Consider the following 13,525-nt stretch of genomic DNA (forward strand, 5'->3'; position numbering starts at 1 on the left):
AAACAAATTCACTGCGAAAACTGTGACTGATATCGCGCAAAACCAGACCGCCGGGACGAAACCTCAGGGTAAGCACTGTCGCTATTTGTTTACCACAACGGACGGATATACCCATGAAAACCCTGCGCCCCATTATCACCGTCAGCAGTCTGGCCTCCATCATCGCCCTGTCAGGCTGCGGAGTTTCCTTGCCCGAAGAGAACAACCAACCCAATGACAAAAGTTCGTTCGTCACCACCATCAAGGTTGACGATCAAACAGAGCAGCAAGATGACGCCCCCGGCACAACCGACACCAGCGGCAACGCCAATAGCACCGATAGCAACAGCGGAACCGGTGTCGAAGTTGTTATCGTCCCGCCCGTAGCTGGAACTACCGATGGTACAACTGGTGGCGGTACTACCGGCGGTACTACTGGCGGTACTACTGGCGGTACTACCGGTGGGACAACCGGTGGGACAACTGGTGGCACTACTGGCGGAACTACCGGTGGTACAACCGGTGGCACTACTGGCGGAACTACCGGCGGGACGACTGGTGGCTCCGTAGGTACTGTCACCCCAGTAAATACCGCCCCCGTTGCCTTGGCTGATGGCGTGCTGGGCAAAGAAGATCAGGCAGCCATCATCAGCGGCGTATTAAACAATGACAGCGACGCCGATGGCGACACGCTATCAATCACCGCCTACAGCCAGGGCAGCAACGGCTCGGTGACACAGATCGGCGCTGATCAATTCAGCTACATCCCAAAGACCAACTTCAACGGCGTAGATTACTTCACCTACGAAATTTCCGACGGCAACGGTGGCTTCGCCAACGCCAAAGTCACCATCACCGTCGCCTCGGTGGATGACATTCCCGTCGCCAAGCCAGACAGCTACACCATGGACCAAAACATCAGCCAAATCCTGTACCTCACCGTGAACGACACCGGACTGGGTGATGCCGCGCAATTGTCGGTAATCGGTAATCCCGGCAACGGCACTGTCACGGTACTTGCTGATGGCAGCGTCGACTACACGCCCAACAGCGGATTTTTCGGCACCGACAGTTTCACCTATCAACTGCTCGACAGCGACGGTGACATCTCCATCGCCAGCGTCAGCCTGAACATTGTGTGTGTCAGCAATTGCGTCACCAACCACACCTTCCAACTGAGCTGGGATGCCAGCATCAGCCCCAACGTCACTCAATACAAGCTCTACGTCGGCACCCAGCCTGGCGTGTACAGCACGGTGATTGATGTTGGTAACTCCTTGAACTACGCTCATATCGTGAGCAGCAAAGGCACCTATTACTTCGCCGTCACGGCTGTCAGCGACCAGGCACTCGAGTCCGATTACTCCATCGAGCAGTCTGCCGCGTTCTGATCCCGGCGCCAATGCGCCACTTACGGGCCAGTCTCCGCGAGGAGCTGGCCTTTTTTGCGTGCCCCATATTCCCGCCTTCTAGGCTATAATCCGGCCCCTGTCCCTTAAAACCATCAGTATTGAAGCCATGGAAAAAACCTATAACCCGCAAGATATTGAGCAAAACCGCTACGCCTTCTGGGAAAAAAATCGATTCTTCGCTCCCAATGGCAGTGGTAACGCCCCCTACTGCATCATGATCCCGCCGCCCAACGTCACCGGCAGCCTGCACATGGGTCATGGCTTCAACAACACCGTCATGGACACCCTGACCCGCTACCACCGTATGAAAGGCCACGACACCATGTGGCAGCCGGGCACCGACCACGCCGGTATCGCCACGCAGATGGTGGTGGAGCGCCAACTGGCCGCCCAGGGTAAAACCCGCCACGATCTGGGTCGCGATGCCTTTATCGAACGCGTCTGGGAATGGAAAGCCGAATCCGGTGGCAACATCACCCGCCAGTTGCGCCGTCTGGGCTCATCGCTGGACTGGGAACACGAGCGCTTCACCATGGACGACGGCCTGTCCGAGGCGGTGAAAGAAGTGTTCGTTCGCCTGTTCGAAGAAGGTCTGATCTACCGTGGCAAGCGTCTGGTCAATTGGGATCCGAAACTGCACACCGCCGTGTCCGACTTGGAAGTGCTGTCCGAAGAAGAAAACGGCTACATGTGGCACATGCGCTATCCGCTGGCGGATGGCACCGGCCACTTGGTGGTCGCCACCACCCGTCCCGAAACCATGCTGGGCGACGCCGCCGTGGCAGTACATCCCGGTGACGAGCGCTACGCCCACCTGATTGGCCAGAAGGTGAAATTACCATTCACTGACCGTCTGATCCCGATCATTGCTGACGACTACGTCGATCCTGAATTTGGTACCGGCTGCGTAAAAATCACCCCGGCGCACGATTTCAACGACTATCAGGTCTGGAGTCGCCACCGCGAAGATTCCGCCATTGCCGCGCTGCCCAACGGCGGCCTGATCAACATCTTCACCATCGACGCCGCCATCATCGGCGCGGATGACGAACACGGCGCACTGATTCCCGAGGAGTTCCGCGGCCTGGATCGTTTTGAAGCACGCAAGCTGCTGGTGGAAGAACTGGCAGAAAACAGCCTGCTGGCCGACACCAAGGACCACAAACTGATGGTGCCACGCGGCGACCGCTCCGGCGCAGTGATCGAGCCCTTCCTCACCGACCAGTGGTACGTGAAGGTCGCGCCGCTGGCAGAACCGGCGATCAAGGCCGTGGAAGACGGCAGCATCCGTTTCATTCCCGACAACTGGAAGAACACCTATTACGAGTGGATGCGCAACATCGAAGACTGGTGTATCTCGCGCCAGATCTGGTGGGGCCATCGCATTCCCGCCTGGTATGACGATCAGGGCAATGTCTACGTGGGTCGCAGCGAAGAAGAAATTCGCGCCAAGCACAAACTAGCTGGCAGCGTAATGTTGCGCCAGGACGAAGACGTGCTCGACACCTGGTTCAGCTCGGCGCTGTGGCCGTTCTCCACCCTGGGCTGGCCGGAGAATACCGATCGTCTGAAAAACTTCTACCCCACCCAGGTGCTGGTCACCGGCTTTGACATCATTTTCTTCTGGGTGGCGCGCATGATCATGATGGGCATGAAGTTCATGGACGGCCAGGTGCCGTTCAAGGACGTCTACATCCACGGTCTGGTGCGCGACGGTCAGGGGCAGAAAATGTCCAAGTCCAAGGGCAACGTGCTCGACCCGATCGACTTGATCGACGGCATCGACCTGGAATCCCTGGTCGCCAAGCGCACCAGCGGCATGATGCAGCCACAGCTGGCAGCGAAGATCGAGAAGCAGACGCGCAAGGAATTCCCCGATGGCATTCCCGCCTTCGGCACTGACGCACTGCGCTTCACTTTTGCGGCGCTGGCCTCCACCGGCCGCGACATCAACTTCGATCTGCAACGCGTGGAAGGCTACCGCAACTTCTGCAACAAGCTGTGGAATGCCGCGCGCTACGTGCTGATGAACACCGAAGGCCAGGACTGCGGCCAGCTGGAAAATAAAGACGTTGAGTACAGCCTGGCTGACCGCTGGATTCGCGCCCGCTTCGAGCAGGTTGCCGCGCAGGTCAACAAGAACCTGCAGGGCTACCGCATCGACATGGCGGCGCAGAATGTCTACGACTTCATCTGGAACGAATACTGTGACTGGTATCTGGAGCTGTCCAAGCCGGTACTGCAGAGCGAAGCCAGCTCCGCGGCTGCGGTGCGCGGTACGCGCCAGACCCTGGTGCAGGTGCTGGAGTCGGTACTGCGTCTGGCGCATCCGTTGATGCCGTTCATCACCGAGGAAATCTGGCAGCGCGTCGCGCCACTTGCCGACGTACAGGGACGTACTAGTGTCGCGGGAGGCAGGACGCCGGGAGCGACCGGTGTGAACGCCACCACGATTATGCTGCAAAGCTACCCCGAAGGCAGCAGCGAAGCCGACAGCGTCGCGCTGGAGCAAATGAAGTGGGTGCAGGATTTCATTCTCGGCGTACGCAAGATCCGCTCGGGCATGGACATTCCGCCAAGCAAACCGCTGCCGGTACTGCTGCAGGGCGCCAGCAAACAGGACGAGACCTACCTCGCCGCCAACGCGCTGTTCGTCGAGCGCCTGGCCAAACTGGAAAGCATCACCCTAGTGGGCAACGATGCTCCGGAATCGGCCACCGCACTGGTGGGCAGCATGAAGGTACTGATCCCGCTGGCCGGTCTGATCGACAAGAACGCAGAACTGGCGCGTCTGAACCGCGAAATCGACAAACTGAAAAAGCAGGCCGACGGCGTAGAGAAAAAACTCGGCAACGCCGCGTTTGTCGACAAGGCGCCCGCCGACGTGGTGGACAAGGAAAAGGCCAAGCTGGCCGGTTTCCAGACCGCGCTGTCGGAACTGCAAACGCAGTTGGAAAAAATCGAGAAGCTCTAAAAACAAAAAGCCCGGCAGATGCCGGGCTTTTTCGTTACTGATTGCCAGGGGATCCCAGCAACTGACTAACCGTATCGAGAAACTCGCCCATGTCCAGCGGCTTGGTAAAAAAGGCTTTAATGCCTATAGCCAGCGCCGCCTCCTTGTCGATAGTGGCACTAAACCCGGTACACAGAATAACCGGAAAACCCGGCTTCAATCGCATAACCGTCATTGCCAGTTCACTACCACTCATCCCTGGCATGGTTTGATCCGTCACCATCAAACTGTACGCCTGCGGATCACGCTCAAACGCGGCCAATGCATCGCGAGGATCATGAAACACCTCCGACACAAAGCCATCGACTTTGAGCAACTCTTGTATCAGCTTGGCAACTGTCAGTTCGTCATCAACCACCATGACGCGCGTGCTCAAAGAATCCACCACTTCAATGCTCCAAAAAAAACAGGACTGGGTCACGAGCCGATTCCTATCAGCCCGGCCGATTCGTATAATCCCTTATCGTATATAGTCTGCTGTTCCTGAGCATGACACAGTATTTCTACCGGAAAAATACTACACCAAAAGTAATGTATTGGGCAAAAGCATGACTAATAAACCTTCATTGAACCACATGTTGCAACAGCTTATCGCCACGCCGTCGATGAGCAGTGTCAGTCCCGAATACGATGTCAGCAACCGGCCGGTCATTGATTTGCTGGCCAGCTGGATGGAGGATTTCGGCTTTGAAGTCGAAGTCATTCCACTGCGCGCCCAGCCGCATAAGGCCAATCTGCTGGCCCGACTGGGCAAGGCCAACGAACACAGCGAAGGTCTGATGTTTGCTGGCCATACCGACACGGTGCCCTATGACGCCCACCTGTGGAATTTTGATCCATTCAAACTGACCGAAGCCGATGGTCGCTACTATGGCCTGGGCACCTCCGACATGAAGGCCTGGTTTGCCATTGTGCTGGATGCGCTGCGCGATGTTGATCCGACCCAGCTCAAACAACCGATCTACATTCTCGCCACCGCCGATGAAGAAAGCTCCATGGACGGCGCCAAAGAGTTGGTCGAACGCGGCTGCCCGAACGTGAAATATGCGGTAATTGGCGAACCCACCGGCCTCACGCCGGTCCACGCCCACAAAGGCATTATCATGGAATCGATCCGTCTGACCGGACGTTCGGGCCACTCCAGCGATCCCAGCCTGGGCAACAACGCCATGGAACACATGCACAAAGTCATCGGCGACATTTTGTTATGGCGCACGGAGCTGCAGAGCAAGTACAAAGACGATCAATTCGCCGTGCCCGTTCCCACCCTGAATCTGGGACACATTCACGGCGGCGACAACCCCAACCGCATTTGCGGCGAGTGCGAGCTGCACATTGATCTGCGTCCGTTGCCCGGCATGGAGCTACAAGAACTCCGCGAGGAATTACGCCTACGCCTGCACAACACCCTGAATAACGACATCCAGTGGAGTTTAACCTCGCTGATTGATGGCACCTCGCCCATGCACACGCCCAAGCAGTCACCGCTGGTGCAGGAAGCAGAAAAGCTCTGTCATCGCCAAAGTCATGCGGTGGCGTTCTGTACCGAAGGTCCGTACCTGAACCATCTGGGCATGGACACCATCATCCTCGGCCCCGGCGATATTGATCAGGCCCACCAGCCCGATGAATACCTGGCATTGGCACGGATCAGCCCCATGCAGCAGGTCATTCGCGATCTATGTAAACGCTTCTGCTTTTAGGGTACAAACCACTTTTTCTAAAAACATCAAAAAACTAGTTTAAATAGTTAATTAATTTACTTGGAATATACCGCCATAATGTTTTACATTCTGCAAAGCGTGCGACTGTACATGGATGTGCACAAGCAGAGTTAACTCAATTTGATGGACCCAACGCATGCCCAGCATTCCAAAGGACGCATTCAGCCCGAATCTGTTTAGCCGCTCTTTGCCATTGGGCCTGGCCATTGCCTTCATCGCTTGCAGCCTGCTCAACTACCTGCTGTTTCATACCCTGATTGAGCTAACCACTGTCGCGATTGGCGTTATGATGTGCATAGCAGCCTGGCACACTCGCCATTTATTGCGCAACAACACCATGCTGTTTCTCGGATACGGCTATCTTTGGGCCAGTCTGCTGAATCTGACCCATGTACTGACGTTTCCCGGCCTTCAGATCTTTCCTCTTTTAGGGGCCGAAGTTTCAATTCAGTTTTGGCTGGCCAGTCGAATAACAGAAGCACTGGTTTTATTCGGCACAACGTTACTACTGATCAAACAAAACCAGCAAATTATCCAGGGTTTTATCTGGCTGGGTGTGGCCAGTCTTTTGTTGCTGGTAATGATTACTGACCAATTGATTAATGTGAACATTCCGCAGTCAGCCATTACCACATTTAACAACGTCAGCATTTATGCCGTCATTGGTATTCTTCTCTACTGTTTGTGGCTGCAATATCGTCATCGACAGCAACTATCATCCTATCTCTATCGGTTCATTTTTATCGCCACCATTTTTGCGCTGCTGGCCCAGGTGTTTTTTAGCATTGCGCCACCAAACGCCCCCCCTGTCGCAGCCAATGTGTTTGGCCACATATTCGAATTTCTATCGTACTGGACGCTTTTTCTCGCGGTCGTCAAACACACCCTGGAGCGTCCCTTTGCCCAAATGGCACGCGACGCCAGCAGTTACGACGCCATCCCCGAAGCCACGCTCATTGTTGATAATCGCGGCATCATCCGTCAGGTAAACCAAGCCACGCAGCGACTGGCCAAGCAACCAGCGACCAACCTCATTGGTCATCATGTCCATCCGCTTTTTCATTCGAAGCTGATGAGCGAACAAGACTGTCCCGTTTGTCGCAACACCCGCCATCAAGCTCAAACGCAACATTTTCAAATGCATCACAGCAATAATGTTTGGTGGGATATCTGCGTCTACCCTATCTCCAGCGGCAAAACCCAAGCCGCCACCGTCCAGGTGATTGTCGATCTGTCTGATAAAATCGCTGCGGATACGCGTATCCAGCAGCTCACCACTCTCATCGAACAAGCACCGGATGTCATCGCTATCTGCACACCACAAGGCGCTCTGCAATACATCAATCCTGCCGGCCGGGCATTGCTCAAACCCGATCCGCTAGCACACACCGATTCGGTCACACTGCTTTCACGGTTTGAGCAATTTGCCTCGCAAATGACCATGGAACAACTGATTCAGCACTGTACCTTGTTCGGCAACTGGACCGACGAATGCCAATTTGTCGGTGCCGATAACAAAACAATTATTTTCCATCTCACCCTGATCGCGCATTACACCCAAAACGACAGTCTCGACTACATTTCACTCATCGCCCGCGATATCAGTGAACAAAAACAGCAACAACAAATTATTCGCCACTCACAAAAAATGGAAGCAGTGGGCCAACTCACCAGCGGCGTCGCCCACGACTTCAACAACATTCTGTCGGTGATACTTGGTTACAGCCAAATGCTGGAAAGAAAGCTGCCTGATCTGCCCCAGTTACGCGCCTACAATCGGGAAATTTTTCTCGCCAGTGAACGCGCCTGTCGATTGACCGCCCAGCTACTCGCATTTTCACGAAAAACCGATAGCCGAAAACAGTTGGACAACGTCAATGCTGTCATCACTAAAATGCAAGACATGCTTCAGCAAACCCTCAACCGCAACATCAGCATTCTTACCCAGCTCGAAAAAGCCCCTTGGCCCACCTACATAAACAGGGATGAACTCGAAGACAGTCTGCTCAACATGGCCATCAATGCCATGCACGCCATGCCCGATGGCGGCCAACTGACTATCCGAACCAGCAACCGCAATATCACGCCAGAGCTGGCGCGCCAACTGAATATCAGTTCCGGCGACCATATCACTATTGAAGTGGCTGACACCGGCTGTGGGATTGACGAAAAAATTCTCCCACGCTTGTTTGAGCCGTTCTTTACTACCAAAGGTGAGCGCGGCACAGGTCTGGGACTGAGTCAGGTTTTTGGTTTTGCCAAACGCTGCCAGGGAACGGTGCAAGTCCATTCCATCGTCGGCCAGGGCACCACATTTACGCTGTATTTCCCTCGCTCCGTCAACCAGGCCAATCCGGCCCCACCCCACGACGAAGTCACGCAAATATCATCTCCGCGCAAATCTCACATATTGCTGGTCGACCCAGACCCTGCTGTGTGCCGCGTTGCCAGCGATGTGCTTTCCAGCAACGGTCACTACGTTACCACTACCTACAGCAGCGCCCAGGCAAAACTGTTGTTATCCGAGGAAATTCAACTACTCATCTGCGACAGCATCATGCCCGGCGAAAGCGGTTTGGCGCTCGCGCAATATTGCTCTCAACAGCATCCCGACCAACTTCGGGTCATTTTGCTATGCGCCCACCAAATGGATGCTGCAAATCTTGATGCGCAACTGCCCGATAACGCCGTCGTGCTGTGCAAACCTTTTACCCGACAAACATTGCTGGCATTGGTCGATCAGCAATTGCAGACAAATCCAACCGATTCAATCCTCACTCCTGCCTAACGCCAACCCGGTCACAATTTTTTCCTGTGACCGGGCTAGCAAAGCACACATTTTGACTATTTAATCTGGCCGCCATCCGCCGCAAACGCAGTTATGCATACTTGCGAGTAACGGTGCCCCCTATGAAAATCAATACAAATACCAGTTCAATCAATGCTCAGCACAATTTGAACAAGACCAAACTGGAAACCCCGCTGGAGCGCCTATCGTCAGGAAAACGCATCAACAGCGCCAAAGATGACGCTGCAGGCTTGGCCATTGCGGCACGCATGACCACACAAATCCTGGGCACCAATGTTGCGATTCGAAACGTTAACGATGGTATTTCCCTGGCACAAACTGCCGAAGGCGGCCTGGATGAAGCCAGCAATATGCTGCAACGCATTCGCGAACTGGCCATACAATCCGCCAATGCCACCAATTCATCTTCGGACCGCCAGGCTCTGCAAGCCGAAGCCAGTCAGTTGTCCGCTGAACTACACCGTTTATCCAACAGCACCGAATTCAACGGTAAAAAACTGCTGGATGGCAGTTTCGCCAACGCATTGTTTCAGGCGGGCGCCAATGCAGGACAAACCATCAATGCCACCAGTGGCAATTTCCAAACTGATCAATATGGCAATCACCAGGTAGCGGGTAACGAATCCTCCGTCGCCGCCACCGATCGAATCATTGCCGCTGGCAGCCTGGACATCATCAGCTCTGCCGGCACCACCACCGTCAATTACGACGCCGGCGCATCTGCCCAGGATGTTGCTGCCGCCGTTAATCAGCAAGCCGATGCCACCGGTGTCAGTGCCACAACCAGCACCCAGACCGATATCACGTTCAGCGCTGCAGGCAGTTACAGTTTGAACATCAGCGCTGACAACGGCACAGTGCAAACCGTCAGCTTCACCCTGGACGCCTCCAGCGGCGCCCAGGCCCTGTCACAAGCCGTGACAGCCTTTAACGAACAAAGTGCCACTACCGGCGTCATCGCCAGCGTCAACGGCGATGGCAGCGGCATCACGCTCAATCATTTTTCTGGGGAAACAATCACCGTCAGCGACACCAGCAATGCCAACGCCGGTGACGTTACCGTCAACGCCGGCGCAACCAGTCGCACCCTCACCGCCGATGCGGTCAGTGATGCCGCAGTTGTTACTGGCCAAGTGAAGTTCAACTCGGACAGCAATTTCACAGTCACAGGCACGGCCGCTGCCGTTACCACCAACGCCAGTGAAGCCTCAGCGCTGCAAGCCGTCGCTCAGTTGGATATCAGCAGCGTCGATCAGGCCAATAGTGCCTTGTCGATTATCGACGCCGCGATTGCCAACGTATCTGCCCAACGCGCCAATTTTGGTGCGCTGCAAAGCAAATTCGAATCTTCTGTGCGCAACTCGGAAACGTACAGCGTCAATCTGTCTGGCGCACGCAGTCGCATTGCCGATGCGGATTACGCCAAGGAAACCTCCGAGCTAACCCGCGCTTTGATTTTGAAGAAGAGCGGCCTGGCCATGCTCGGTCAAGCCAACATGATTCCGCATGTCGCACTGGGTTTGCTCAACCAGCGCTAAAAGTAATCCCAAACCACAAACCCAAAAGGGAAGGCATAGCCTTCCCTTTTTTATTCCACCATCAACACCACCTTGCCCGACGGGTGCTGTCGTTCCAGATAGCGCTGCGCATCGGCGGCGGCCGTCAGCGGAAATGTTTTTGCCACCTGTACGTGCAACTTTCCTTCGTCCATCAAGCCGGCACAACGCTGCAAAATTTGCGCGTGATGCCGCTTGAGTTCCGGCAGATTGAGCATTACCGCCGAAAGCATTAATTCAAAACTAAAGCGCACGTTTCGCAGCCTTGCTTCGCCCCAGTTAAAATCCGGGACAGGCTGGAGAATGGTCACCACATCTCCACAGAGGCGAACATAAGCCATGCTGTCCTGCAGCACTTGTCCACCCACCGTATCCAGCACCACATCCACACCACCCGGACTCCATGCCATCACCTCATCACAGACGTTTTGCTCGCGATACAGTATCGTTTTGTCCGCCCCCAGCGACGTGAGCCACTCGGCTTTTTCACGACTACTCACGGTGGTGGCGACACTGGCGCCGGCGAGCTTGGCCAGTTGCACTGCCACGTGACCCACGCCACCCGCGCCAGCATGAATCAACACTCGTTGCCCCGCCTGTAAACGCGCGCGATCGTGCAGCGCCTCCCAGGCCGTGATCAGCACCAGCGGTGCCGCAGCGGCCTGAACAAAACTGATGGCACGAGGCTTGTGTGCCAGCAGCAATGCATCCACGCTCACATATTCCGCATATGTTCCCTGCCAGCCCGCCAATCCCGGCTGAGAAAAATACACTTCATCACCGACTTTGAAATCAACCACACCCGCCCCTACCGCCGAGATGATACCTGCCGCATCACAGCCAATCACCAGCGGTAATTGCACAGGGAAACGCTCCGGTGCCGCGCGCAGTTTGCAGTCAATCGGGTTAACACCGATGGCTTTAACCTGCACCAGCACCTGACCCGCCGAGATCTCAGGTTTCGGCCAATCACTCAGCGTCAATACTGACGCGTCACCACCTTGCTTAATCATCATTGCTTTCACTGCACACCCTCTTTGATTTGCTTACCGGAGATTTCTACCGCGCACTCGCAACTGCATTTTGCTCTTGCCAAACTGCGCCTGCAAAAAAATGCATTATTCAACTGGACTTTCCCGCGCAGCCGTTCGATATTGCGATATATCCTTCACACAAAGTATGTCTGCCTATGTTTATCAGTGTTTTGGATTTACTCAAAGTAGGCATTGGCCCCTCCAGCTCCCACACCATGGGACCAATGGTCGCGGCCCATCTTTTTTTACAACAGTTGCGCACCTTCGGTTTGCCAGACACCTCGCGCATCAAATGTACACTCAAAGGCTCGCTGGCCTTTACCGGCAAGGGCCACGCCACCGATCAGGCCATTGTGCTCGGGCTGCATGGCTATCTGCCGGCCAATCTAATCAACACCGACGTCAGCACACTGATCGCGCAGTTAATGCATCAGTCGCAAATCAGTACGCCGCACAATCAAACGCTGCTGTTTGATCCGACGCAAGACATTCATTTTGATCTTGGCCCGGCACTACCTGAGCATCCCAATGGTTTGATTTTTGAACTCGTCGACAGTCACCAGCAGACGTTAAAAAAAGAAACGTATTTTTCCATCGGCGGCGGCTTCGTCAGCACCTTGCAAGAGATTAAACAACTGCACGCACCGCTGCACATGGAGGACAACGATCTTTCACCCTTTGGTTTCAATTCTGCCAGGGAAATGCTGTTGATGTCCGCCAGCAGTGGTCAATCCATTGCACAGATGAAACGCCAAAATGAATTGACGCGCATGAGCGAACGCAAACTCAAAATGGGACTGGATCAGATCTGGACAGCGATGCAACAGTGCATCAACAACGGCCTAAACGCCGATGGGCTGCTGCCCGGCGGCCTGAACGTCAATCGACGCGCCAAGCACCTCCACCAGCAACTGGTCAATGCGCCACAGCAGTGCTCGCTCAATGAATGGCTGTGCGCCTACGCCATGGCCGTCAACGAAGAGAATGCCGCCGGCCACATGGTGGTCACCGCACCAACCAACGGCGCTGCGGGTGTGATCCCTGCGGTGCTGTATTACGCGGTCAAACACGAACACGCCAGCAACGATGACGTCCACACATTCCTGCTCACCGCAGCAGCGATTGGCGGCATCATCAAACACAACAGTTCGATTTCCGGTGCAGAAGTGGGTTGCCAAGGTGAAGTCGGTTCCGCCGCCGCCATGGCTGCCGCCGGTCTGTGTGCCATCAAAGGTGGTTGCAGCGCGCAGATTGAAAACGCCGCCGAGATTGCCCTGGAGCATCACCTGGGCATGACCTGCGACCCGGTCAAGGGACTGGTTCAGGTGCCGTGCATTGAGCGTAATGGCTTTGGTGCCATCAAGGCGTATACGGCAGCGACGCTGGCGCTACGGGGATCTGGTCAACACATCATGCCGCTGGACGCATGCATTGCCGCGATGAAACAAACCGGCCAGGAGATGTCACACAAATTCAAGGAAACATCCCTGGGCGGGCTGGCCGTCAGCATCACCGAGTGCTGATACATATCCCTGTTTTTTTTAATACAATGACGATCGCATCACCGTCGCGATTGTGTTGTATGCCATTTCCCATACCAGTCTGGTTTCAGCATCAAAACCGTCTTTTAATTCATCCGCCAGAGTTTTCATCAAGGCCTGACGCACGGTTTCAAAATCCTTCTCCTTGATACCGTATTGGGTGTGTCGCCGTCCTGCGGCAACCAACGGCACGATATAGCGCTGGCTTTCTCCCATGTAATCCACCACCGTGGAAAACATGCTATAGAGTTTTTTCCCCTGCATTCCCATACTGCGCCTGAATAAGGTTCGCAGCTCGGGATCAAGTTCAAACACATTGGCGTAGAATTTTTCCGTAAATTTGTCTGGACTCACCGTGGCCGCAGCCCAGCTTTGTTGTAAGCGTTTGATTTCATCCGCTGTCATACTGCCCCCTGGTTACAACATGACATTCCAAGCGCCCGCTTCATAAAAACGC

At 54.9% G+C, this 13,525-nt stretch carries 9 protein-coding genes; 6 read left to right on the forward strand and 3 right to left on the reverse strand.

Going from position 1 to position 13,525, the window contains the following annotated elements:
* Window positions 1-113 precede the first annotated feature (113 nt).
* Together OEW58_08300 and OEW58_08305 are read left to right on the forward strand one after the other, a co-directional pair.
* Complete coding sequence (locus OEW58_08300) at window positions 114-1,370, forward strand: cadherin-like domain-containing protein (GenBank protein ID MDH5301346.1); 1,257 nt, start codon at window positions 114-116, stop codon at window positions 1,368-1,370.
* Window positions 1,371-1,497: 127 nt separating this feature from the next.
* The gene (locus tag OEW58_08305; protein MDH5301347.1) at window positions 1,498-4,365 is read left to right on the forward strand and encodes a valine--tRNA ligase; all 2,868 of its coding nucleotides are present in this window, start codon (window positions 1,498-1,500) and stop codon (window positions 4,363-4,365) included.
* Window positions 4,366-4,399: 34 nt separating this feature from the next.
* On the opposite strand, the gene OEW58_08310 is transcribed toward OEW58_08305, so the two are convergent.
* Window positions 4,400-4,825 (reverse strand): response regulator, encoded by a 426-nt coding sequence (locus OEW58_08310; protein ID MDH5301348.1) that lies wholly within the window; start codon window positions 4,823-4,825, stop codon window positions 4,400-4,402.
* 127 nt (window positions 4,826-4,952) lie between these two features.
* On the opposite strand from OEW58_08310, the gene argE reads away from it, so the two are divergent.
* The 3 genes from argE (at window position 4,953) to OEW58_08325 (ending at window position 10,475) form a co-directional block, all read left to right on the forward strand.
* Entirely contained in the window at window positions 4,953-6,107 is a 1,155-nt protein-coding gene (gene argE, locus OEW58_08315; protein ID MDH5301349.1) for an acetylornithine deacetylase, read from the forward strand.
* 157 nt (window positions 6,108-6,264) lie between these two features.
* Window positions 6,265-8,916 (forward strand): ATP-binding protein, encoded by a 2,652-nt coding sequence (locus OEW58_08320; GenBank protein ID MDH5301350.1) that lies wholly within the window; start codon window positions 6,265-6,267, stop codon window positions 8,914-8,916.
* Between the two features lie 122 nt (window positions 8,917-9,038).
* Complete coding sequence (locus OEW58_08325) at window positions 9,039-10,475, forward strand: flagellin (GenBank protein ID MDH5301351.1); 1,437 nt, start codon at window positions 9,039-9,041, stop codon at window positions 10,473-10,475.
* A gap of 50 nt (window positions 10,476-10,525) precedes the next feature.
* Here OEW58_08325 and OEW58_08330 read toward each other — a convergent pair whose 3' ends face one another.
* On the reverse strand, window positions 10,526-11,518 hold the full coding sequence (locus OEW58_08330; protein ID MDH5301352.1) for a zinc-dependent alcohol dehydrogenase family protein: 993 nt from the start codon (window positions 11,516-11,518) through the stop codon (window positions 10,526-10,528).
* A gap of 164 nt (window positions 11,519-11,682) precedes the next feature.
* On the opposite strand from OEW58_08330, the gene OEW58_08335 reads away from it, so the two are divergent.
* Entirely contained in the window at window positions 11,683-13,050 is a 1,368-nt protein-coding gene (locus OEW58_08335; GenBank protein MDH5301353.1) for an L-serine ammonia-lyase, read from the forward strand.
* An 18-nt stretch (window positions 13,051-13,068) separates the two neighbouring features.
* Here the strand turns inward: OEW58_08335 and OEW58_08340 are convergent, their stop codons facing one another.
* Window positions 13,069-13,473, reverse strand: a complete 405-nt coding sequence (locus OEW58_08340) for a globin domain-containing protein (protein MDH5301354.1) — start codon at window positions 13,471-13,473, stop codon at window positions 13,069-13,071.
* Window positions 13,474-13,525 lie beyond the last annotated feature (52 nt).

It is taken from the genome of Gammaproteobacteria bacterium, assembly GCA_029884425.1.
Taxonomy (GTDB): Bacteria; Pseudomonadota; Gammaproteobacteria; order S012-40; family S012-40; genus JAOUHV01.